Below are 23,156 nucleotides of genomic sequence, written 5' to 3'. Positions count from 1 at the left end.
GTTATTAACAGTAACAATCGGACGCGGGATGGAGCAGCATGGTAGCTCGTCGGGCTCATAACCCGAAGGTCGTCGGTTCAAATCCGGCTCCCGCAACCACTTCTCTTTAATGAAAGAGAAAAATAACCAGCATAAGCTGGTTTTTTTGTATCTAAAATTCGTAATAACCCTCTGTAAAATCCTAACCAGATCACCATGGTAGCTCATCGGATTCAACGACCTATAAACAACCGATGAAAGCCATCAGTTCAAATCATCTTCAACAACAGCGTCCAAAATAAGATTTAAACTGATCAGCTGACATCAATGCATTTTTTGGATGTCAAATTTCGCCATAAAAGTGTCGGACAATATGACTCCAGCCATAGCACCAAAGGAAACGGTGAAAATCATGACGAAAGGTAGAGGTTTCAAATAAGCGGAAGTCAGAACACCTTGACCGAACCAGTGCAGTATTAGACCAAGCATCATGATGCCAAAAGCGAACTTATTCGCGGCAAAAAACATCGAGGTTTCGAATGCCCACAACTCTTTATTTTCCTTAAATTGGGCAAAACCAAAGTAGAGATAGAGCAGTAATGCCACTAAGGCGATAGCGCAGACACTGAGTGTATAAGTTAACTCCGATGCCCCGACCAACACTTGATAGCCGATACGAATGGCATAAATACCGACACCCAACCAAAGTATCAGCAGCGGCAATAAAATGAGTCCCATTTTTATCCTTAAAAGTTGAGATATACATGCACTTTGCACCTAAAGCGAGCTCTGAAAATAGGCGCTTAATGCTATTCCAAGACCTCGGTCCGTAAAGTGAGCTCTTGAAGTAAGTTCTTAAATTGAGCGCTTAGAGCAAATTCTTAAAGTTAGTACTTAGAGTGAGTATTTAAAGTTCGTTCTTAGATTAAGAGCCTTAAAAGCAACAGATAAAATACATAGAGATCAGCATGTTATTTTAACCGCGCCATATGATACACACTGATAAACTCACCATTTCTAAAAGCAAAATCCTTCGACTCACCTTCCATTACAAAGCCAAACTTTTTATATAGACCAATGGCGGCATGATTATCGGTATAAACCGTTAATTCAATTCGTTTTATATTCATCCATTTATCGGTAAGCTCAAGCATCGCGTTAATCAAGGCACTGCCTATACCGCGGCCTTGCCAACTGTCTTTTACCCCCATTCCAAAGGAGGCAACATGCCTACGGCGAGGTTGCTCATACACTTCAAAACCCAACTCACCGACAATTTCACCTTCAATCTCTGCGACATAACGATGAACATGATTCGATGTTGCAGCAAGACGCGCCTCCCATTTATCGGTCGATGGCAAAGGTAATTGCAAGGTACCGGCATAGGCATTTGGACAGGCATATACTGCTTGAATGGCTGCAGCGTCACTCTTCTCTGCATGCCTAATCGTAATATTTCCCAATGAGTCCCCTCCCTAGTTTTCAAATAAAAAAGACGTGGCCAATTCAACGTACACAGAACTAAGCACACAGGTCTAAGCCCAACGAATTGACTTGGGCATGCTGTGGATCACTGTGATTAAGCAACTCAACCCGATTATTATTAAACCGACTTTACGGATGAAGTTCACATAAGACAAGTATGAAATTTAAAAAACTATTGATAAACATGGATTTTATACAGATAGATATCAATCAATATAGGAATTGAATCAACCACTGCCCTGTCTCCATAACCCAGCCTCAACACCTAGGTTGAAACTCTGGGCAAATAAAAACCCGCTCAAGATAAGATCTTGGCGGGTTTATAAGATTCAAGCACTAAGGTGATAATCGAGTTGAATACTTCAACCTTCAATTAATCCAATACAATCAATAGTATGGTTCTAATATAAACTGTTTAATTAGAGTGGTAAACGGCCATTAAAGGACAGCGCTAACGTAGTACTATCCACATATTCCAACTCGCCACCTACGGGTACGCCATGGGCAATACGGCTTATCATCACTTTGTGACGTCTGGCCATATCGGCAATAAAATGCGCTGTAGCCTCACCTTCAACTGTTGGATTTGTCGCTAAAATCAGTTCGGTGACATCACCCGATGCCAAATGGCGCTCGAGTAACGCTAAGCCTAACTCTTCAGGCCCTACGCCATCGAGGGGCGATAAATGGCCTAAAAGCACAAAGTAACGGCCAGTGAAATGTCCACCCGCTTCAATGGCTAACACATCAGCCGGCGTTTCCACCACACAAATGGTGGAGGACGTTCCGCGTTTATGGCTAGCACAGATCGGACAGAGGGTTTCTTCAGTGTAGGTTCGGCAAGACTGACAATGACCGACGTCACTCATCGCACTAGACAGCGCACTGGCTAATTTAAGCCCTGCTTTTCTGTCACGCTCGAGTAACTGAAACGCCATACGTTGCGCCGATTTAGGCCCAACCCCAGGTAAACAACGCAGGGACTGAATTAACTCATCTAACAATGGACTAAATTTCATCGGCTATCTCAATTAAAATGGCATTTTCATGCCTGGTGGTAATTGCATGCCACCAGTAACTTCAGCCATTTTAGTTTTTTGGTTTTCTTCGATTCGACGAGCAGCGTCATTACAGGCCGCAGCAATCAAATCTTCCAGCATTTCTTTGTCGTCTTCCATCAGGCTTGGGTCGATTTCGACTTTACGCACTGTGTGCGCGCCTGTCATAGTCACTTTCACCAAACCAGCACCAGATTCACCCACCATTTCCATACGGGCGATTTCTTCCTGCATTTTGGCCATTTTTTCTTGCATCATCTGGGCCTGTTTCATCAAATTGCCCATACCGCCTTTTCCAAACATAGTCATTTCTCTTCTATTAGGGTTAGTCGCAAGCATTAACGCGGCTAATCTTACTTAAATAAATGGGATTGGCAATCAATGCCGTTATCTTGTTAATAAACTTATGATCTCGATGCAGAGTTTCTCAGCAGCATCACTATAAATATGCACTCGAAGCCTAAATTTAAACCACAACGCTACAAATTAACGATGAAAATTTTACCCAAAGACTCGCCAATAATGGCTAACTCGCGGCCTCAGTTAACTCTGGTAACGCTTGTATTTGCTGACTGCGTAAATTCAACAACTCTGGCGGATACACTAGACTATCGGCATCGAGTTCGGCGCCCATACGTTGGATCAACCATTGCACATTGTCATCATGAATCAATGATTGATGCGCTTGTTGCAGCAACTCTTGGTGGAAACGCTTACGTAACTCTAAGGGCGTTTCCCGCTGTTCATCGATTCCTATGACCACTTGTACCCGTCTTGGGTTCCCGAGCACGGTAGTTAAGGCTTGCTCAAGCTGCACTATGGCAACATCGGCCGCTAGATGCTTCTGGTTTGGTTTAAGCAGCAACGGCAAAGGATCGCTCAAAGTTTGACAGACAGAATTAACCGCCAGTTGCCGCACTCGCCCGCCGATCTCTAAGCTCGCCATCAACTTGTACCAATGTAAATCTAATGGATGACCGCTAATAGGTTGAGTCGAACTGAGCGCGACTTGTGTCTCATGCGTGTGTTCCACTGTATTCGACGCATTTGTCAGTGCTGTTGCGCTAACCGAGGCAAACTCTGAGGCGGGTATTTCTTCTTGACGTACAGCCTGATTTTGAAGTATTTCCGACTTCAAACTTGATGCTGCGGCCTGCCCGTCACTCAGGGATAGAGTGTCATCTTGTGCATGATTAGGTGCGTAACTCGCGCCTAAAAGCTCTTGAGCATGACTGGCTTGAACATTATTTATATCAGTAGCTTGCGCGCTCACAGGCTGAACACTGTTAGTTTTATTGCTATCGACTTGCGTCACTTCGATAGATTCAGCTTCAGGCGCTGCCTCCCAAGGCGGACGATCATCTGCAGCGGACGGTTTGACAGGCTTCTCAGAGACAATTCCAGTTGAAATGACGACTGAAGATACTGCTTGGTGCAGATCGATAGGCTCAAGATCTAAGTCGAAGTCATCATCAAAATCTATCGCTAAATCAGGGTCTAAGTCAGATGCAGGATCAACAGAAAATGCCACACTTGGCTGACTCGCTTCAATTTTAGTAACCGATTTAGGTAAGGTTACACCATGTGATTTAGTGTTTGGCGTCTTAAGTTTTGAGTCCAATGACGACTTTTTTTCATCACCGTCCTTAGCACTTAAAGCATCAAGATCCGATAACAGCGAATCCCGCGCTGCCAACACAGCTGAAAGAATATCGTCGTCGGCTAAGGATGCGGAGGCTAGTGTTGGAATTGATGTCTGAGGAGACACTTGAGCAATTAATACTGAGTGACTATCAACTGAGCCTTCCATGCCTACAGCGCTTTGAATATCAGCAGAATTTTGAACATTATCTAAGTGTTGAACATCATCAGGCACAGCATGAGAGTCAAAGCTGTGATGAAAATCATCGTCATTATAAGAGCCGGAGGAGAATTCAACATAAGCATCTTGATAGGAATCGAGCGGCGCTGACTCTTGGGCATAAGCTCCCATCGCTGGATAAGAATGCTCGACTTCAGTTCCATAGGGACTATGTTCATCAAGCCCCTTTTGCTCTAGCGTACTATTAGTAAGAGTATGGTTAGCGAGGGAGTCAACAGCAGTGTTTTCATCAACAGTCTTTTGAACAGCACTGTCTTTCTCTGCAATGTCACTACCAACAGCCACAGCGCTTGAACCAACAACCATTTCAGCCGCTGCTGGATTAATAATACTCGACTCGGCAGTTGCCCCAATGAATTCAGGAACTTCACTATTCTGAGCATCTAAACTCGCAACCGATGCCTCAATGTCAGCAGCAGCTTCAGTAACTTGAGAAGGCGCTTGAGCGGTTGATACTGTTTGAGTTTGTGGCTCGACCTCAGCATTCACTATCTCAACGTTTAAGCTGCCAGCGTTAAATCCCTGACTCTGCGCCTGACTTAGAATCACCGCCTGTTCGGCAATTAATGCCGCATCCGCTTGGAGCTCAGCATCAAGTGCCTGCTCTGCGGTATCGGCAGGCTCAATTAATGCTGTTTTTTTTTCAGCAGGCAGTTGTTCCGCAGTATGTGGCTCAGCAAACTTTTGTTCATTTACATCAGTAGCTTGCGCTATCGCAACTGGCGTTTGCCCTTCGGGTAAACTGATCTCAGCGACCGCATAAGGCTGCCAGCGCTTTACTGGCTTTTCCGGCACAAACGCCACAGCGCGTAATAGCGCCATCTCAAGACCCGATTTAGGATCCGGTGCATGGGGTAAGTCTTTGCGGCCTGTTAATAAAATCTGATAATAAAGCTGCACTTGCTCCGGCTTAAGCTGTTCGGCAAACGCGCGAATTTGTGCGCTATACAAGGATTGCTGCGCGCAAGCGGGGGCAAATTGGGTCAAGGTAATTTGATGTAACAACTCAAGTAAACTGCGTAGCACTTCTTGGGCATCTGCGCCGTACGCGAGCACTTGGGCACAGGTATGCATTAGCACACCAATATCGGCATCGGTTAAGGCGTTAAGCAAGGCAACTACATGCTGCTCATCAATGCTGCCAAGCATGGTTTGCACTTGGCCAAGCATCACATTACCGCCACCAAAGGCGATGGCTTGATCTGTCAAACTCAAGGCATCACGCATACTGCCATTGGCAGCTTTAGCCAACAGTTTTAGGGCCTCTGCATCAAAGGGAAACTGCTCTTGGGTCAAAATATGATTGAGCTGAGTGCCAATTTCAGCTTGGGTCAGGCTTTTTAAATTGAACTGCAAACAACGGGATAACACAGTCACTGGCAGTTTCTGCGGATCGGTTGTCGCCAGAAGAAATTTAACGTGCTCAGGGGGTTCTTCTAAGGTTTTTAGCAGTGCGTTAAAACTGCTGCGCGACAGCATATGCACTTCGTCGATGAGATAAACCTTAAAGCGGCCACGGGTTGGACGATACTGCACATTGTCTAACAGCTCACGGGTATCATCGACCTTAGTGCGAGATGCGGCATCGACTTCAATCAAATCGACAAATCGGCCTTGGGCGATTTCCACACAGCTGCCGCAAACACCACAGGGAGTCGCTGTCACGCCTTGTTCGCAGTTTAAGCCTTTGGCAAAGAGTCGCGCTAAACTGGTTTTACCAACACCGCGCGTTCCCGTAAACAGGTAAGCATGGTGTAAGCGCTGCTGGCTTAACGCATTGGTCAAGGCATGCAAAACATGGCTTTGGCCAACCATTTGATCAAATGTGGCAGGGCGCCATTTTCTGGCTAACACCTGATATGACATGGAACTCCCCAGAGTATGTGATACAAAAGCGGGAGCATGCGCCCCGAGAACTTTGAAAGATAACATGCCATGATTTGACATGCCATCAAACTATCCCAAGGCGCCTTTAGCTGCAGATTTATTCGCCTTCAAACTCACAAAGTTTAACCAACTCAAGCCCTAATGCGGTTAAACGGGCTTCACCACCTAAATCAGGTAATGAGATCACAAAGGCCGCATGTTTAACTTCACCGCCGAGTTGGCGGATCAGTTTAACGGTCGCTTCGATAGTACCGCCAGTGGCGAGTAAATCATCAACAACGAGCACTTTGTCATTTGCGCTAATCGCATCAGTATGAATTTCTAGGCTATCGTGACCGTATTCCAGTTCATAGCTTTGGCTGATGGTTGCACGCGGCAATTTGCCGGGTTTACGCACAGGTACAAAACCGATACCCAATTCTAAAGCCAACGGTGCACCAAATAAGAAACCACGGGCTTCAGTACCCACAATTTTGGTAAAGCCTTGACCACGATAATGTTCAACTAACAAGTCGATGGTCGCTTTATAGGCTGCTGCATTCTCAAGCAAACTGGTGACATCTCGAAATAAAATCCCTTCCTTAGGATAATTAGGAATCGTTTTAATGCTTTGCTTTATCAAGGATAAGGTTTCTGTATTCATAGCCATCATATTTGCTTAATAAGTTACTTAATCAATTCACCAACCTAGCGGTGGCGGTATAAAACAAAACGTCCACACTGGGTGGACGCATTGTCGAAAGTCGGACAAAGCTTATGCCGCTTTAGTTTTAGTTGCAACAATCACAATGCACAAGTGATGGAAAGGTTATCAATTTGTGCCTTAGATCAAACCCTGTTGGCTCTCAGTTAAATAGCCTCAACAAGAACACGACTAAACTTTCAGTCACAGCGCCTGAGCCCATTCAATCACTCAATCATCCCTCTATTTCAGGTATACCTTTAAGATACCAAAGTAGGACCAATGCCATGACAAACAGCAGACCTTTTACCCAAAGGATAGGGACCACAATAATACTGACACTAAAACTGAGTGCGCTAACTATCATGGCTTTGCGTTTCAATCCCTTACGCATTGCTCGCTGCTCTTGCCACTGGGTTAAGGCGTCGGCAAACCAGGGATGTGTCATCAACCAATGGTGTAAACGTTCACTCGAGCGGGCAAAGCAGAAGGCAGCAAGCAAGATAAAAGGCACGGTCGGCAATATCGGTAGCACGATACCGACTAAACCTAAGACTAAAGCGGTTAAGCCTAACAGTAAAAATAATCCGCGCTTTAATACCATAGGTTTAAATGCCCTTTATCGGAAAAACAAAAGCCACTCGAAGAGTGGCCAATAGGCTACGCGCTAGAGATTAACGCTCGCTTAAATTAAACCTAAATGCTTTAACCAAGACAGACTTGCTGGCAGAGTCGGCAACAGTAAAACTAAAATAAAACCAATAAAATACAAAAAATTAAATGGGTCTTTGAACGGCTGACTACTCATTACAGCTCCTCTAGTATGTGCAAGTATAAGTGCGCAGGAATCGTACAGTGATTGAGATCACAAAACGGCCGACATTGTAGCGGTTTGTCAAATTAATAAAAACCCTCTAAATGTAGGGTTATTGCATTTATTTCGGCAATAATCCCAACCTTAAGACTGACGTCCGCGCACTATCCCTTTGGCCGCTAATTGCTCGAGTAACTGCATACAACCTTGCTCAATAATCTCTGGCGCCATTTGATGGTAAGTGATTGTTAACCAGTCAACTATCTCTTTAAAACCCGCTTGGCCTTGAGCTTGAAGAAATGCCAGCACCTGTGCGCTTAAGGGATTTAACTGCAAGAAGCACACTTCACAATCGGCATCTTGATAGAGACAAAAAAACACTGGCGTATCGAGTCGTTGCTGCGGCCGATAATCCTGACGAATGTGCTGCACCTCAAAATGATACTGCGCTACCCTCGCCGTCTGTGACAAACATAAAGCCTGCGTCGACATTTGCGCTAGGCTAAGTTGAGATTCATCCTCACTCGCCTGTGCAACCGCAACGGCCAACTCCAGCCATTCATAGTGCGCTAATTCGAGCATAAAAACAGGATCATTCGCCGTAGGTTGATATTCCTGCTGTAAAAATTCTAAAAACTCGCCCGCGATATCGATAAAAATCGGCGATTGGCAATCATGTTGACTAAAAAAGCTCTGCACTAATGCCAACCACTCTTCCTCTAAATACAAACTTTTCAGCACGGGAAAGCCGTTCGACACAAATCCCAGCACATTATTAAAAAATAACTCGCGGTAAACCTGCATACGCCGGAAATCAGTATCCGCGGGCAATGGCGAAGAGGGATCGCGGATATAATCGATAAAGGATTGCTGCACTTGCTTAAAATCCATTAGGCGCTCCTCTTTACGGCATGAGCGCTATTTTGGGCATGGGAGCTGGACGCCGCCGCTTGATAACCGTGGATTTGATTTAGCTCGAGCAACAATTCAGCGGTTGTCGGCAAATTAAAGTCACGCTCAAGCAAGGTCGGTTTTACCCCATGCAAAGCGTAACAGCGTTGCAATAATGTCCAGACGGGATCGTTAATGGCAGCACCATGGGTATCAATGAGCAGATCTTCAGCTTGTTTGTAGTGCCCAGCAATATGCAGATAGGCGATGCGCTCCGTCGGCATGGCCTGTAAAAAGGCATCGGCATCGTATTGATGGTTTATCGAGTTCACATAGATGTTGTTCACATCCAGTAGCAGTTTACAATCGGCTTCTTGCAGCACGGCATTAACGAATTCAAGTTCTGTCATTTGCGCACCTGGAGCGGCATAAAAAGACACATTTTCTAAAATAAGCGGCCGCTCTAGAATATCTTCTACTTGCTTGACCCGCGCCGCCACATGCTTCACCGCAGCGTCGGTAAAAGGGATAGGCATTAAATCATATAAGTGACCTTGCCCTGAGCAATAACTTAAATGTTCGGAATAGACTTGGATTTGGTGTAAATCCATAAAGGTTTTGATATTTTTTACAAACGCGAGATCTAAGGATTCAGGGCTACCAATGGATAAACTCAAACCGTGGCAGTAGAAAGTATGTTGCTCGGTCAATTCACGAAATTGGCGGCCAAATTTACCACCTAAGGTCATCCAATTCTCAGGCGCCACTTCAAAAAAATTAATAGCATCAGGCACCTGTAAACAAAATTCACTGAGCATTTCTCGCCTTAACCCCAGCCCTACCTGTGCCGTATTTTTTTGATCATTCATAGAACCTCACGAACGCTAACCTGTAATCGCTTAAGAATAAAACACAAGAGACCAGCGCTGGCTGGCCTCTTTAGGCTCAATTATCCCAATAACTGCAGGGATAAAACAAACCCGCTTTACTTCACTTCTTTTTTAACGGCTTCGACTTTAGCATCCACTTTTTCAGCGGCTTTCTTCATGTCAGCACCGCATTTCGCTTCGCCACATTTCCCCTCATGAGCTTTATCTGCAGCCGCTTTTTTCATCTCAGCACCGCATTTCGCTTCGCCACATTTCCCCTCATGAGCTTTATCTGCAGCCGCTTTTTTCATCTCAGCACCGCATTTAGCCTCACCACACTTACCTTCTTTGGCTTTTTCAGCGGCGGCTTTCTTCATGTCTGCGCCGCATTTGGCTTCACCACATTTGCCTTCTGAACCGACAATTTGATAGCCCGCATCCATAGCTTCAAAACCAAATGGGTTAGTTTGTGCATTGACAGCAAAAGCTGAACTCATCACAACTGAACCTAACGCGACTGCAACTGCTGTTTTTTTAACTGAATTCATAAATAATCCCTTCTTGTTTATTGAGTAATAATGACCAACAACAGTTTAAGTAGCTGGCTTACAACAAAAGACCTGCCTTATTTCGATTCTATTGCAAAAAATATCACTAAGTCACAGAAATGGTAAAAATATCCTGCTAGGACAATCAGTTTAGCTTGGATTTTATTTATTGGCGTACCTATTCATCCTCCTTCACAAGGCCACTTTGTAACTTAGGGCTGATAAGGTAGAATGCTCGCCCTTTGCAACAGATATGGGTTTACTGCAGTGCGTGTGATTTTGGCTCCAATGGAAGGCGTAGTAGACGCTTTGATGCGTGACATCCTATCGACCATCAATCCCTACGATTTGCTCGTCACCGAATTTGTGCGAGTGGTAGACCAACTGCTGCCTGAAAAGGTCTTTCTCAAACTGTGTCCTGAACTACTCAACAACGGCAACACCCCTTCAGGTACGCCAGTACGAGTACAATTGCTTGGTCAAGAACCCCAATGTATGGGCGAAAATGCCCTGCGTGCCATTGAGTTAGGCTCACACGGTGTTGATGCAAACTTTGGCTGTCCAGCAAAAATTGTTAACCGCAGTAAAGGTGGCGCCGTATTATTGCAATATCCTGAGAGTGTGCACGATATTGTCAAAGCCATGCGTCAAGCAGTACCAAAAGAGCATGCCGTAACGGCCAAAATACGTTTGGGCTACGAAGATAAGTCACTGTTTATGGAAAACGCCATTGCTGTGTATGAAGCTGGTGCAACTGAACTTGCCATCCATGCGCGCAGTAAAGTCGACGGTTACAGACCGCCAGCCTACTGGGAATACATCACCGAAGTGCGCAAACGTTTGCCGATCCCAGTGATCGCCAACGGTGAAATTTGGAACAGTGACGATGCTAAGCGTTGTATCGAGGTCACGGGCTGCGACAGTATCATGATCGGCCGCGGGGCAATTTCATTGCCGAACTTGGCTGATACTATCAAGACAGGAGCCACTCCTTATACTTGGGCGCAAACCTTAGGGCTCATGCTCAGTTATACCCAAAGGGAACTCAATGGCCGTAAGAGTGACTATTATCCAGCCCGGATCAAACAGTGGTTCACCTATCTCAACCGTCAATATCCCGAAGCCGATACCTTGTTTAGGGAACTGCGAGTCTTTAAAACAACGGAAGAAATAGTCCGCGTATTAGAAACGGCGCAACGGAACTTATGCGACGAATAATCGCGACGATATGTGTGATAAAAGGGCTTTTGCCGTAGCACATATAATGCGATAAGAATGAAGTACTTTTTCGATTTTTAACGGCTAAAAAACCGAAAATGTGGCAGATACTTGATCTTTATCATAGTCGTTGATAGTGGAACTATTAGACTGGACGCCTAGAGTCAAATGAAATAGGCGATTTTACGTGAGCACCACCCATATCAGACATGAATTGTCAGAGCTTGAAGCTAATCTAAGGAAAGAAATAGGCGCGCTCCCTCTGTTCCTCGAAGCCATAGGGGAGCATTACGCTAGCCTGAGTCTGGCAGAATTAATTGATAAATTGGCTCAGACACCACTGGCTGAACACCCACTATTTTGCCGATTAAATAAACTTGATGCCGCCTTTTGCCAGCTCGACTTAGGTCTCTACGGTCTTTGCTCGGATTGTGAGGCAGAAATTGAAACCGAACGCTTAAGCCAAGATCCCACCGAACAACGCTGCACCTCCTGCGCCGAGCATTATCAGCATGAACACCGCCACGAACTGCGCCTCACGCATTGATAGCGCTCATTCGACATCCAGTAAACTGCCTTATAAGCAAAAAAACCTCCGCAAGCGGAGGTTTGAGTTATCCAGGGAGGGCGGACAACCTAAAACTTCTGGTTTATTCTCAGGTAATACGTTCTACCTAACACATCATATAAACCCACATTCACATCGCGATAATCGGCATAGGCGTAATAGTTTGGTGTTTCAGCATCAAACACATTATTCACCCCTACTGTGATAGAGCCGTTATAAGCATGGGTATAACCAAACTGAATGTTATGTTTAAAGTAATTATCGTAATCAACATAACGGTCGGTTTCTTCTAACTCGTTGAAATAACTTGCTGATTGACTACCAATATAAACAACTGTCCATGCGGCAGAGAAATCATCGTATTTCCAACTGGTCGCAAAGTTACCGCGCCAATCGGGCGAGTCAGTCGACCCTGCGTAGTCGATCATGTCTGCTTCAGCGTTATCCTGCTTTTTAAAATCAAGCACATGAGTTAAATCCAGTTTGAAATTGAAATCCCCAAAGCCTGTTTCTAAGTTATAAGCCGTAACAAAATCGATACCTGAGGTCTCAACTGTAGCTAAGTTACGAACTCCGGCTTCAATATATTCAATCTTGCCATCAGGGCCGCGCGTCACATAGGGAGAAGAACCATTCTTGATTTCATCACGCAGGATATCATCCACATCAATTGACTCAATTTTGTTGTCATAGGTGATTGAGTAATAAGATAACTCCAAGTTCCATGCGTCAGTGACATTCCAAACGCCGCCAAAGGTTAACGAGTTGCCCTCTTCAGCCTCTAGATCAGGATTCCCTCCATACCAGGTTTTGTGTTGATTATTAGTCGCGCAATATATGGCATCCACGTTACCTGGTTCATTACACCATAAAGAATCAACACCCTTCTCAAAACTCAAGGATTGAGACGAGAACATTTCGCTCATATTCGGTGCGCGGAATGAGTCACCATAGCTAGCACGCAGTAATAACGTGTCTATAGGACGCCAGCTTAAACCAAACTTAGGCACCACGGCATCGAAGGTCGATGAATTAACAACTTCCCCCTGAGGCCCTGTGAGAGTTCCTTCCTGCTCATAGCGCTCATAACGTACTGCGGCAGAAAACTCAACATTGGCAGATAAGCCTACTTGGAGTTCCAAATAAGCGGCGCTACGGTCACGTGTGGCATCCACATCATCCCCCCCCGAACCGCCGGAGATAATACCCGCGGCCGATTCTGGATCACTGGTTTGCTTAAACTTGATCATTTCATATTCAAGACCACCGACCATAGCGACCGAAAGATCACCGTCATCGAGCAGTAAGGTCGAAGCAAGACCATCCAATTGAGTACTTTCAAATTTGCCCTGATAAACCCCAGTATGCGCAGCTTTACGATACAGATCTGTCATCTGTTGATCCCACTGCTCATAACTCATTCCAGAGGTATTGAAAATATCATATTGCTCTGAATCAATTTCTTGCTGAATAATATCGTCGTTCAGTAAATTATAATTAAAACTATTTGTCGTCGATGTTGCGTGCTGGGCATTTAATTCCCAGTCGATACCATTCCCTGAATCTATTGTACCAACAAAACCACCTAGAATATCAAAATTGTTGGTTTCAGTTAATGTATCTCGCTCGCCAAGTTGCGCGCCTCGCATAGAAACAACTAATTCTTCGCCAACTGGATTAAACTTATTATCGGCACTCATCACAGGGGTATTCGTTGATACTGGCGTACCCGCATAACGGGTTTCAGTTTCTGCTAATGAAGCAGAAGCACGACCTCGGAATTTTATATTCTCAGAAATCTCATAGGAGAAATTAGATAACAGCGAATTACGAGTTTGATCGCCAAATAACTTAGTGACATTACCATGATTATATAAACAACGACCATCACCTGAGTCTATGGTATTTTCCGTTTTTTCACATATATCTGAATTACTATACCAGCTACCATTGCCTGGTCCATATTTACCGTTTGGTACTGAGCTATATCCACTATATGCGTTATAACTTGAATCGTCCATTCGCCAAATATCACGATCCATTACAGCTTTAGTATCATAATATTCATAGGTTAGCGTGATATTGCCTTTATCAGTATTAAAGCCCGTTGCAAGTGATAAACGGTTGGCATCGCCTCCTTCAACACTTGGCTGCTCAGTGCTGTAATCGAGTTGAAACCCTTCAAACTCCTTCTTAGTGATAATGTTTATCACGCCCGCAACCGCATCGGAACCATATACTGCCGAGGCGCCATCACGCAGGATTTCAATACGCTCCACGATAGCCATAGGGATAGAAGATGTATCGGCCACAGAGCCAGAGCTCGAACTCGTGCCCGGCATACGGCGTCCATCTAATAACACTAATGTCGCAGACGCTCCTAAACCACGTAAATTGACATCACTGGTTGAGCTTGCTCCTGATCCATAGCCAGAAATACCACGCCAAGAACCAAAGCTGTTTATGGCAGAGTTATTCAATACGTCAGCAACGGTTTTTTCACCCGTCATGGCAATATCCGCAGCATTAATGACAGTCACGGGTGAAACAGTTTCCATATCAACTTGTTTAATACGAGAACCCGTCACTTCAATGCGTTCAACTTTCGCATTTTCTTCTGCTGCATTTACCGCTGCAGAAAAGCCTATTCCAGAAAAAACCACACTGCTTGTCGCCACTGTAATTAAACTAGTACGAACGGCTTTGGCCGTTAAACTTAAATAGCGCATTAATCTCTCCTTGAGGTAAATAAAACCCTATGTTTGTTATTTTTATATTTGGCAAGCGAACTCTATTTCGCTGTAGGGATAATGTTAATGCGCAACATCCAAGTCAACCATTAAAAACAATTAATCTCAAATTAAAACAAATTGACACAAAATAAATCAACTTGAATATAAGATATCCGAATATACATCATGGGGTTAAGCAATGCAGACCTGTTGAATATATTAAATATTTAATTTGATACAATAAATCTCAATTGTTAACCAAAAGAACACCGAGAAACTCACGCCACAAATGAATCAAACTGTATCTAAAATAAAACGCTGAATATTAATTTACACTTAGTTCAATATTAATTAACCATAAAAAATGCCACTCATTTGAGTGGCATTAATCTTGAAACACTGAGTAATGATTGATTACTTAAAGTTGGCAACCTTCAACACTTTTTGAGTTCTCATAAACAATATCGCCAACAGGATTGTAGTCAGCAGCTTTAATCGCTTGTTTCTCTTTCAAGAAAGAATAGAGTAAATCAGCATCAACAAAACCCGTTTGAATTGGGCTGGTTAGTTTAGGATAACCGTCATCACCCGCAGCATTAAAACTAGATGTAAGCACCGGTAGGACTGAAGTCTTTGCCATTGATTTCACTGATATTGGCAGTTTTAGATACGCAATCAATGGTCATTTTCCCCCCTGTAATTTTGCATAGCAAGAGACTATCGAAAGGTTAATCAGTTACGCGCGAGAGTTAACGATTACATCAACTTCGACTCACACATCACTAAAGTGAAATGGCCAGCAAGTATCAATACTTATTTTTGATAACCAGCAAAGGCTGGTTATATACTTCGGCATAACATAGGCAACGTACTACGGAAATGAAACTACCTCCATAGGAGGTAGTTTAAAAGTGAATAAAAAAACAGCTAACTAACTAGCTGTTTCTTAAATCTATTATGGTCGCTGAATAACTAAAGCTTAATCAAGCACTATCTTATAAACAGTTGGGTACAACCACACCATTTTTAAGATGAACGACTTTACCAGCCACAGGCTCGTAATCGGCAGCCTTAATCATAGGATTTTTTTCAAAGAACTCACGTAAAACAGCAGCGTCAGTTTGCTGAGTATTTAATACATCAATCTTAGGATACCCATCACCGCCGGCAGCACTAAAACTAATGATTGAGAAGCTGTATTCATCAGTTGGTGAGAACCCACGATTATTGATATCACTGATATTAGCTGTAGCAGTATCGCAATCGATGGTTACACTAATATTGCTTAGTTGGGCATAGCCACCCTTCGTCAAAGTACCTACTTTGCCTAGATAAGCAGCCACTTCGCTACCCGTCATAGTCGCCTTAGTTACAAAGTTACCAAAAGGTTGTACTTTCAATACATCACGATAGCTCACATTACCGGCCGCGATGGAATCTCGTATACCGCCTGAATTCATAACGCCAAAATCAGCATTAACTAAACCATAAGTTCGATAAGCTTCACCCAATAAATGACCTAAGTTAGTTTGCTGTACACGAACGACATTACGATCTCCCTGAAGTAAGTCATCCGTATTGGAAATTACCACACCGAGTAACTCTTGACCTTTTTGCTGGTATGGGTAAAGAATTGATTTTACAACTGGATCTTCAGCAATAGGCTTACCAAATAAGACGTTATTACCTTTATCATCTTTAACTACGTTACCTTTGTCATCTTTGACCACCAAATTAATCGGTACTAACTTATAAGAAGCCAAATTAAGTTTACCGTTAAACATTTCAAAATCTGCACGACCAACATATTTACCCCATTCATGGGCTTGCATGATCCAAGTACCATTTTGTTTATCTGGAGCACACTCATCGCCTGGTTTGAAGTTAGCGTATGCTTTGTTGTCGGTACCTGGTTCCATACACACTGGATTTTGTGAATGACCACCAATAATTGCCTGCAGTTTACCTTCAGCTACTGAACGAGCTAACAACACATCACCAGGCGCTTCTGAACCATGCTTGCCATCTGCGTAATGCCCCATATGAGTAGTCGCAAAGACCAGATCGACTTTTTCTTTCGATTCAATTTCTTTAAGAGTTTTTTGGATTTCTTCCTGTGGATCAGCAAAGTGAATGGTCGAAATATTATCAGGACTAACCAGATGAGCGGTGTCTTTAGTCGTTAAACCAATAACAGCTATTTTTAGGCCATTGACATCAAATACGCGATAAGCATCAAATAAACGTTCGTCAGTTACCTTACCATCCTTATCCTTAATATAAATGTTTGCAGCCAGCATAGGGAAGTTTGCCAACTTTGCTTGCATATCAAGCACATTTAAGCTTTTATCAAACTCGTGGTTACCCACTGCCATTGCATCATAGCCGATTAGGTTCATACCAATAAAATCTGGCACAGCATTTTGCATATCGGACTCAGGCACACCAGTGTTTATATCACCACCAGAGAGTAATAGTACCTCACCGCCTTTACTCTTTACATCATTACGAATTTGATCAACCAGAGTTTTCTGAGCGGCTAAACCATATTCACCATCAATGTTTTGCCAGAAACGGCCATGGTTGTCATTGGTATGTAAAACGGTAAATGTTGTGCAAGCGCTTCCCGCTTCAGCACACGTTGTTGGAACTTTATCGTCATCACTATTATTACAACCCGCAAGTGCAGCGAGAACAGCAGTTGCAACTAATCCTTTAATAAGCATATGTCTCATTACATCAACCCCTTGATTTTAATTATTTTATCATAGAAAGATTGCCGTGAACTCCATCAAGTTCAGCGTCACGGATAATAGCAAATAATAAAGATAAATTGTGTCATTTTTATTAATAACTTGACATTTACATGAAATTTGGCGGGTATTTTAAGAAGGATTTGTTTCATATAGAAAATAAGCTGAATGACTGATTTTTATATATTTAGAGAATACAAAATAAAAATGGAATAAATGGATTTTAATCGTTTGTTATAAATAACTTAGGAAATATGAAAAAACATCGCGATTGTTCCTTTAAAAAAACAAGCATGGGTAAATTTCAACTTACCGCATGCTGCTTTTATCAGCAATTAGACTTATCTACATTTCAAATCGCTGTAATAACCACTTAGAAATCGCTTTCAATTGTTCAGGAATGACAGAATGAGGCATTGGATAAGTCTGCCACGTAACATGATAGCCGCCCGCCGTTAAGGCTTCTTTTGCTAACATTCCAGCGGATAATGGTACAACATCATCCTGTAGACCGTGTTGCTGTAATATGGGTGTATTGCGATTCGCCGCACTTAATTCAGCGGGTAACACATCGCCCGTCGGCAAATAGCAAGACAACGCCATAATCCCTGCAAGTGGCTCAGGGAAACGCAGTCCAGAGAATAAACTCATTACTCCACCCTGACTGAATCCCGCTAATACGATACGTTGACTCGCAATACCCGCCGCGATTTGTTCATTAATTAATGCAGCAACCCTTTTTTCCGACTCAAGCACGCCTTGCATATCGGCTCTGTCATGCAAATCCATGCTTTTAATATCGTACCAAGCGCGCATAACGTAGCCACCATTAATGGTCACTGCTTGCTCTGGTGCATGGGGAAAAATAAATCGAATAGCATGATCTACAGGTAAGCCTAATGCAGGCACTACGGGAGCAAATCCGGCCCCCGAATCCCCTAATCCATGTAACCAAATAACCACAGCCGTAGCAGGCGTCTTAGGTTCGACAACAATACGCTCAAGAGAAACTGACATACTAAAAATTCCCAATTCGATATTAAACACTCATCAACTAAAAAATGATGATAAATCTATACGTTAAACACTCATCACCACTCGGGCACAGGTTATTCAGCATCCATGCCCAGCACATCTTGAATCGCACGTAACTGAGCATTTGAGTCCAATACTAAGCTCCAACGTACACCGCCACCATCGGCGATCAGCATAGGAGGCTGACGTCTCAAGCCGATATCCTCAGCACTCGCTTGCAGAACGATACTGGCAACGTTGAGGCGTACTTGAACCTCAAACTCAGTAACGATTAACTTACCCTGCGAAAAATCTAACACCATTATGATAACCGCCCTATGTGAAAACGCCGTCATCATAGCAAACTTGTGCTCTTTTACCGATCGCATTTCCTGACCAGCATTCAAGCCATTAAAGTTTGATTACATTTGAGCTAACAGTGAGATAACAAATCCAGTGAATTATCAGGTAAACTTTTGCGCTAATAGAGTGGGTTAACAGAAAACCAAGCTGAATTGATGGTCTTATCACCCCAAACTCGAACTAACATACTTCATCATTAGGCTACTATAAATAATGCTTTCACTTCGCCGAACAGTCCTTTGCAGCACCCTAGTCTTTGCCCTGCAACTACTTCCCTGCGCTTATGCCAATAGCACTCCAAATACCTTAACCACTGAGCCTACTGCAACTGTTGTACAAGCTGATACGCAGCAGAACCAAGATGCACTGACCTACGCCAATTACACTGAAGTCAGCGTGAGTCATTTGGAACTAGCCCTTACCGTCGATTTTAAGCAAAACCGCTTATCCGGTGAAGCCACCCTCGATTTAGCTTGGCATAAGGCGGGGAAAGAACTCATCTTAGATACTCGAGATCTGACGATTAACAGCGTAAGTGCTTTAAATACAGCTGGGGAATGGCAAAGCGTGCCCTTCACGTTAGCCAAAGCGAGCGATGTAAAAGGCGCCGCGCTAACCATCAAACTTGCTGATGAAAATAGTCAAAAGGTCAAAATCAATTATCACACATCGAATAATCCGTCTGGTATTCAATGGTTAACCCCTGAGCAAACCCAAGGTAAAGAGTTGCCTTTTATGTTCAGTCAGAGTCAGGCGATTCACGCCCGCAGTTGGATCCCACTGCAAGATACGCCAGCCGTTCGCCAAACCTATAGCGCAATAATTACTGCCGATAAAGCCATCACTGTGGTCATGAGTGCCGATCGCAAAACCCTGTCGAGCACTCAGACCCAATTCACTATGCCGCAGGCTATTCCAGCTTATTTGATTGCTATTGCGGCAGGACATTTAAAGTTTGCACCCTTAGATAACATCTCGGGCATTTGGGCTGAGCCAGAGATCCTCGACAAAGCGAGCAAAGAATTTGCCGACACGCCAGAAATGATCAAAATCGCGGCTAAACGTTATGGCGATTACCCTTGGGGACGTTATGACTTACTTATCTTGCCACCAAGTTTCCCCTTTGGCGGCATGGAAAACCCGCGTTTGTCTTTTATTACACCCACAGTGATCGCGGGTGATAAAAGCTTAGTGAGCCTCATCGCCCACGAACTTGCGCACTCGTGGTCGGGTAATTTAGTGACGAATGCCACTTGGCGCGATCTCTGGCTTAATGAAGGTTTTACGACCTATGTTGAGAATCGCATCATGGAAGACCTCTATGGCCGCGACCGGGCACTGATGGAGCAAACCATCGGCTACTCTGAATTGCTTGCCGAACTTGAAGAGCTCACTCCTGCCGATTCAGTGCTACATCTCGATCTCGGTAAACGTTCGCCCGACGAAGCCTTCAGCGGTGTCCCTTATGTAAAAGGCCAGTTGTTCTTAATATTTTTAGAGCACAAATTTGGCCGTGAACGCTTCGACATTTTTGTGAAAAGCTACTTCAATCATTTTGCGTTTCAGAGTATTACTACGGCGCAGTTCCGTGAATATTTATCTTTGAATCTATTAAACAAATATCCCCATCTTGTCAGTGAAGGCGAAGTGGATACTTGGATTGAAGGTCAAGGTTTACCGTCATTTCTTGTGCCGCCTAATTCCCATGCCTTCGATGATATTGATGCTCAAAGACAAACTTGGCTCGAGGGTAAACTCAGTGCAAGCGAGTTGAAAACCAGCACTTGGACAGTCCACCAGTGGTTAAGATTCATCAATGAAATGCCAAGGATCAATCTAGATCAAACCAAACTTGCCGAGCTAGATAAGGCGTTCCATTTTACGGGCACTGGCAACAGTGAAATTGCTTTCGCATGGTATTCACTCGCCCTAGACAACGGCTATTACGCAGTACTACCCGCATTAAAACAACACTTAACCCATATTGGCCGCATGCGCTTAATCGTGCCTTTATATCAAAAGCTAGCAAGCTCTGATAAATACGACTGGGCCAAGAGTGTCTATCTCAAGGCTCACAGCGGCTACCATCCCCAAACCCAAGCAAGCCTAGATATGATGTTTGCCGACAAACCACTCGAGCATGAACATAGCCATTAGCGAGATAAGGAGCCATTAGCGGTTGCGACAATCATTAAGCCATTAGCACCATAAAAACAAAAAGCCCAAACCTAGGTTTGGGCTTTTGCTATTTAATCTTTAGCCTCGATTCATTCAACTCATACTGAACTTATACTCCACTCACATGGAGTCAGATAAAAGCCAAGTTCGAAGCCGAGCCCGAAGCCTAAAGATTAGTGGTGATGACCACCTGCACCATGGGCATGGCCGTGGGCGATTTCTTCATCACTCGCATCACGGGCACCTACGACTTCAATATCAAATGTCAGTTCGCGGCCGGCTAATGGATGGTTTACATCCACAGTCGCCATAAACTTACCCATTTTAACGATAGTCACTTGGCGCTGACCTTGGTCGGTATTAACCACTGCTGTCATGCCTGGTTTCCACACTGTCGCACCCAGTAAATGCTTAACTGACACACGTTGGTGTGCGTCAGCATCCGCTACACGCTCACCGTAGGTTTCAGCAGCAGGCAAGGTTACAGTGAACTTTTCACCTATGGCTTTACCGTTTATCGCGTTTTCTACACCTGGCATCATGTTGTCATGACCGTGTAAATAGGCAATCGGATCGCGACCTTCGTTCGTCTCGATCACTTCACCTTTCTCGTCGCGCAGTGTGTAGTTAAACTGCACAACCATATCGTCTTTAATGCTCATCGAATATCCTTTGATTTTCTTCGATTTCAATTGTGGGCCGAGCTTAACAAAACTGCGCTTTTCACTCCACTTTTTTATCCGGCCTCAAAGCACTCAAAACCCGCAGCGAGCGCTCTTTGGCTACAGTAGCTACTGTAACTAAAGTGATAATCCTAAAGCGGTAAACACCTCTGGGCTTGGGAAGCCATCGGCAATCATCTGTTTGCTACGTTGAAAGGCTTGCAACCCTGCCATAGAGTTACGTCCCAACACGCCATCAGGCTTACCAACATCAAATCCAGCCTCGTTCAGTTTTGTTTGCAGTTGCTTTACTTGCTCGCGGCTTAAGCGTGGTTGCTCAGGCGGACTGACTGTCAAGGGTTGTCCACCATTAATACGATCGGCCAAGTGCCCAACCGTAATGGCATAAAATTCGGAGCGATTCCAACGCATGATCACATTAAAATTCTCATAACCTAAAAAGGCTGGGCCTGTGTGTCCCGCAGGCAAATACAGCGCAGCTTGAATATCGACGGCAGGCAAAGGTTGCCCATTCGACTGCGTTACATTGAGCGCTGCCCATTCCGATAACGACAAGGGCTGTTTCGCACCTAAATGACTGTAACTAAAATCCTTTGGCAACAAAACTTCACGCCCCCAACGCTGATTACGCTGCCAACCTAAGTGCTGCAAAAAGTTCGCGGCAGAAGTGAGCGCATCTGTGGTGCTATTCCATAAATCGGCCTTACCGTCCCCATCACCATCGACTGCATATTTGGCATACGCAGAAGGCATAAATTGCGTATGTCCCATAGCACCTGCCCATGATCCCACCATAGTGTCATCATCAAACTGATACTTTTCTTTCAGTTTTAAGGCTTGCATCAGCTCTATGGTGAAATAATTGCTACGGCGTGGCTCACAGGCCAAAGTCGCCAGCGAATTCAATACCGACATTTTGCCTTTATAGGAACCGTAGTTCGTTTCCAGCCCCCAAAAAGACAAGATATATTGCGGCGGGACACCGTATTTTTGCGCTAATTGATTGAGTAGAACACTGTGCTTTTGCAGTAAGCGGCGGCCTTCATTGACCCGCCATTCGGTCGCGCGCTTACTGAAATAATTATCAAATGTCTGGCTGAATTCGGGTTGCTGTTGGTCCAGCTCAATCACTCGAGGGACAAATTTCAAGTTCGCAATGGTAGAGTTTATCGTCGCCTCTGACAGGCCTTCTGCACGTGCCCGCGCTTGCAGTCCAGTCAAGCACATTGGAAACGCCTCAGCATTAGATTGTACACTAACACTGATATCGGGCATTTGATTGACTTCAGCAGCTATGCCACTTGCTTTAGAGCTGGTTGCATTAGCACTCGCCGTTGGCGCACTTGAACAGGCACTCAGACTGACACAGGCGGCAATACTCGCAAACAGATAAGTTAACCCTTTAATTTTAATCAAATCAACAACTCCAATATTTGATCTCACAACAATCACACTGTTGTGGCTAAACACGACAATATTCCGTCTTCAAGAGGGAATTGCCCTAGAGAGATATTCGCCTTGGCATAACGAGTTAAAGGTTAGAATCCAAAAC

The 23,156-nt window shown here is 44.2% G+C and carries 20 protein-coding genes, 1 tRNA gene and 1 pseudogene; 4 read left to right on the top strand and 18 right to left on the bottom strand.

Annotated features, from left to right (window positions below):
* The first annotated feature begins 22 nt into the window (after positions 1–22).
* Positions 23–99 (top strand) — tRNA-Met (locus L5L97_RS06335).
* 204 nt (positions 100–303) lie between these two features.
* Here the strand turns inward: L5L97_RS06335 and L5L97_RS06330 are convergent.
* From L5L97_RS06330 to L5L97_RS06280, 11 genes are all read right to left on the bottom strand, one after another.
* Positions 304–717, bottom strand: coding sequence for a hypothetical protein (locus L5L97_RS06330; RefSeq protein ID WP_263171931.1), 414 nt, complete (start codon positions 715–717; stop codon positions 304–306).
* A 233-nt stretch (positions 718–950) separates the two neighbouring features.
* On the bottom strand, positions 951–1,442 hold the full coding sequence (locus L5L97_RS06325) for a GNAT family N-acetyltransferase (protein ID WP_263181471.1): 492 nt from the start codon (positions 1,440–1,442) through the stop codon (positions 951–953).
* Between the two features lie 441 nt (positions 1,443–1,883).
* On the bottom strand, positions 1,884–2,483 hold the full coding sequence (gene recR / locus L5L97_RS06320; RefSeq protein WP_028759631.1) for a recombination mediator RecR: 600 nt from the start codon (positions 2,481–2,483) through the stop codon (positions 1,884–1,886).
* A gap of 12 nt (positions 2,484–2,495) precedes the next feature.
* On the bottom strand, positions 2,496–2,825 hold the full coding sequence (locus L5L97_RS06315; RefSeq protein ID WP_028759630.1) for a YbaB/EbfC family nucleoid-associated protein: 330 nt from the start codon (positions 2,823–2,825) through the stop codon (positions 2,496–2,498).
* Positions 2,826–3,048: 223 nt separating this feature from the next.
* On the bottom strand, positions 3,049–6,351 hold the full coding sequence (gene dnaX, locus L5L97_RS06310) for a DNA polymerase III subunit gamma/tau (RefSeq protein WP_411568956.1): 3,303 nt from the start codon (positions 6,349–6,351) through the stop codon (positions 3,049–3,051).
* A 37-nt stretch (positions 6,352–6,388) separates the two neighbouring features.
* Positions 6,389–6,940 (bottom strand): adenine phosphoribosyltransferase, encoded by a 552-nt coding sequence (gene apt / locus L5L97_RS06305; protein WP_105252212.1) that lies wholly within the window; start codon positions 6,938–6,940, stop codon positions 6,389–6,391.
* Positions 6,941–7,208: 268 nt separating this feature from the next.
* Entirely contained in the window at positions 7,209–7,577 is a 369-nt protein-coding gene (locus tag L5L97_RS06300; protein ID WP_113940896.1) for a YbaN family protein, read from the bottom strand.
* An 81-nt stretch (positions 7,578–7,658) separates the two neighbouring features.
* The gene (locus L5L97_RS06295; RefSeq protein ID WP_006082086.1) at positions 7,659–7,781 is read right to left on the bottom strand and encodes a hypothetical protein; all 123 of its coding nucleotides are present in this window, start codon (positions 7,779–7,781) and stop codon (positions 7,659–7,661) included.
* 150 nt (positions 7,782–7,931) lie between these two features.
* Complete coding sequence (locus L5L97_RS06290; protein WP_263181468.1) at positions 7,932–8,678, bottom strand: DUF2063 domain-containing protein; 747 nt, start codon at positions 8,676–8,678, stop codon at positions 7,932–7,934.
* Entirely contained in the window at positions 8,678–9,547 is an 870-nt protein-coding gene (locus L5L97_RS06285; protein ID WP_263181466.1) for a DUF692 domain-containing protein, read from the bottom strand. Before L5L97_RS06285 ends, L5L97_RS06290 begins: the two co-directional genes overlap by 1 nt.
* A gap of 116 nt (positions 9,548–9,663) precedes the next feature.
* Positions 9,664–10,095, bottom strand: coding sequence for a hypothetical protein (locus L5L97_RS06280; protein ID WP_263181464.1), 432 nt, complete (start codon positions 10,093–10,095; stop codon positions 9,664–9,666).
* Positions 10,096–10,362: 267 nt separating this feature from the next.
* Here L5L97_RS06280 and L5L97_RS06275 point away from each other — a divergent pair, with 267 nt between their 5' ends.
* Complete coding sequence (locus L5L97_RS06275; protein ID WP_105253104.1) at positions 10,363–11,313, top strand: tRNA-dihydrouridine synthase; 951 nt, start codon at positions 10,363–10,365, stop codon at positions 11,311–11,313.
* 187 nt (positions 11,314–11,500) lie between these two features.
* The gene (locus L5L97_RS06270) at positions 11,501–11,860 is read left to right on the top strand and encodes a TraR/DksA C4-type zinc finger protein (RefSeq protein ID WP_105252207.1); all 360 of its coding nucleotides are present in this window, start codon (positions 11,501–11,503) and stop codon (positions 11,858–11,860) included.
* Positions 11,861–11,949: 89 nt separating this feature from the next.
* Here L5L97_RS06270 and L5L97_RS06265 read toward each other — a convergent pair whose 3' ends face one another.
* The 5 genes and pseudogenes from L5L97_RS06265 to L5L97_RS06245 form a co-directional block, all read right to left on the bottom strand.
* Positions 11,950–14,610, bottom strand: a complete 2,661-nt coding sequence (locus L5L97_RS06265; RefSeq protein ID WP_263181462.1) for a TonB-dependent receptor — start codon at positions 14,608–14,610, stop codon at positions 11,950–11,952.
* 421 nt (positions 14,611–15,031) lie between these two features.
* Positions 15,032–15,317, bottom strand: a pseudogene (gene ushA, locus L5L97_RS06260) (bifunctional UDP-sugar hydrolase/5'-nucleotidase); the annotation flags it as partial.
* Positions 15,318–15,608: 291 nt separating this feature from the next.
* Positions 15,609–17,348, bottom strand: coding sequence for a bifunctional UDP-sugar hydrolase/5'-nucleotidase UshA (gene ushA / locus L5L97_RS06255; protein WP_263181460.1), 1,740 nt, complete (start codon positions 17,346–17,348; stop codon positions 15,609–15,611).
* A gap of 363 nt (positions 17,349–17,711) precedes the next feature.
* Complete coding sequence (locus tag L5L97_RS06250; protein ID WP_219255626.1) at positions 17,712–18,383, bottom strand: alpha/beta hydrolase; 672 nt, start codon at positions 18,381–18,383, stop codon at positions 17,712–17,714.
* A 92-nt stretch (positions 18,384–18,475) separates the two neighbouring features.
* On the bottom strand, positions 18,476–18,703 hold the full coding sequence (locus L5L97_RS06245; RefSeq protein ID WP_006082094.1) for a DUF3389 family protein: 228 nt from the start codon (positions 18,701–18,703) through the stop codon (positions 18,476–18,478).
* A 253-nt stretch (positions 18,704–18,956) separates the two neighbouring features.
* Between L5L97_RS06245 and L5L97_RS06240 the strand changes: the two genes are divergently transcribed.
* Entirely contained in the window at positions 18,957–20,900 is a 1,944-nt protein-coding gene (locus tag L5L97_RS06240; protein ID WP_263181459.1) for a M1 family metallopeptidase, read from the top strand.
* Positions 20,901–21,094: 194 nt separating this feature from the next.
* On the opposite strand, the gene L5L97_RS06235 is transcribed toward L5L97_RS06240, so the two are convergent.
* Positions 21,095–21,583 carry a peptidylprolyl isomerase gene (locus tag L5L97_RS06235; protein WP_105252202.1) on the bottom strand — a complete coding sequence of 163 codons (489 nt, stop codon included), beginning with the start codon at positions 21,581–21,583 and terminating at the stop codon, positions 21,095–21,097.
* Positions 21,584–21,721: 138 nt separating this feature from the next.
* Positions 21,722–23,020: a lytic murein transglycosylase gene (locus L5L97_RS06230; protein ID WP_168827435.1), complete on the bottom strand. Its 1,299-nt coding sequence runs from the start codon at positions 23,018–23,020 to the stop codon at positions 21,722–21,724.
* Between the last annotated feature and the right edge of the window lie 136 nt (positions 23,021–23,156).

The organism is Shewanella sp. SM71 (assembly GCF_025653905.1).
In the GTDB taxonomy this organism is placed as follows: Bacteria; Pseudomonadota; Gammaproteobacteria; order Enterobacterales; family Shewanellaceae; genus Shewanella; species Shewanella oncorhynchi.
The sequence above is the reverse complement of the archived record's forward strand: the minus strand, read 5'-3'. Positions and strand labels throughout refer to the sequence as shown.

Excerpts from the sequence above, each read along its gene's own strand:
- L5L97_RS06330 (WP_263171931.1), bottom strand. The coding sequence starts at position 717 with ATGGGACTCATTTTATTGCCGCTGCTGATACTTTGGTTGGGTGTCGGT.
- recR (WP_028759631.1), bottom strand. The coding sequence starts at position 2,483 with ATGAAATTTAGTCCATTGTTAGATGAGTTAATTCAGTCCCTGCGTTGT.
- L5L97_RS06315 (WP_028759630.1), bottom strand. The coding sequence starts at position 2,825 with ATGTTTGGAAAAGGCGGTATGGGCAATTTGATGAAACAGGCCCAGATG.
- dnaX (WP_411568956.1), bottom strand. The coding sequence starts at position 6,351 with ATGTCAAATCATGGCATGTTATCTTTCAAAGTTCTCGGGGCGCATGCT.
- apt (WP_105252212.1), bottom strand. The coding sequence starts at position 6,940 with ATGGCTATGAATACAGAAACCTTATCCTTGATAAAGCAAAGCATTAAA.
- L5L97_RS06300 (WP_113940896.1), bottom strand. The coding sequence starts at position 7,577 with ATGGTATTAAAGCGCGGATTATTTTTACTGTTAGGCTTAACCGCTTTA.
- L5L97_RS06295 (WP_006082086.1), bottom strand. The coding sequence starts at position 7,781 with ATGAGTAGTCAGCCGTTCAAAGACCCATTTAATTTTTTGTATTTTATT.
- L5L97_RS06290 (WP_263181468.1), bottom strand. The coding sequence starts at position 8,678 with ATGGATTTTAAGCAAGTGCAGCAATCCTTTATCGATTATATCCGCGAT.
- L5L97_RS06285 (WP_263181466.1), bottom strand. The coding sequence starts at position 9,547 with ATGAATGATCAAAAAAATACGGCACAGGTAGGGCTGGGGTTAAGGCGA.
- L5L97_RS06280 (WP_263181464.1), bottom strand. The coding sequence starts at position 10,095 with ATGAATTCAGTTAAAAAAACAGCAGTTGCAGTCGCGTTAGGTTCAGTT.
- L5L97_RS06265 (WP_263181462.1), bottom strand. The coding sequence starts at position 14,610 with ATGCGCTATTTAAGTTTAACGGCCAAAGCCGTTCGTACTAGTTTAATT.
- ushA (WP_263181460.1), bottom strand. The coding sequence starts at position 17,348 with ATGAGACATATGCTTATTAAAGGATTAGTTGCAACTGCTGTTCTCGCT.
- L5L97_RS06250 (WP_219255626.1), bottom strand. The coding sequence starts at position 18,383 with ATGTCAGTTTCTCTTGAGCGTATTGTTGTCGAACCTAAGACGCCTGCT.
- L5L97_RS06245 (WP_006082094.1), bottom strand. The coding sequence starts at position 18,703 with ATGGTGTTAGATTTTTCGCAGGGTAAGTTAATCGTTACTGAGTTTGAG.
- L5L97_RS06240 (WP_263181459.1), top strand. The coding sequence starts at position 18,957 with ATGCTTTCACTTCGCCGAACAGTCCTTTGCAGCACCCTAGTCTTTGCC.
- L5L97_RS06235 (WP_105252202.1), bottom strand. The coding sequence starts at position 21,583 with ATGAGCATTAAAGACGATATGGTTGTGCAGTTTAACTACACACTGCGC.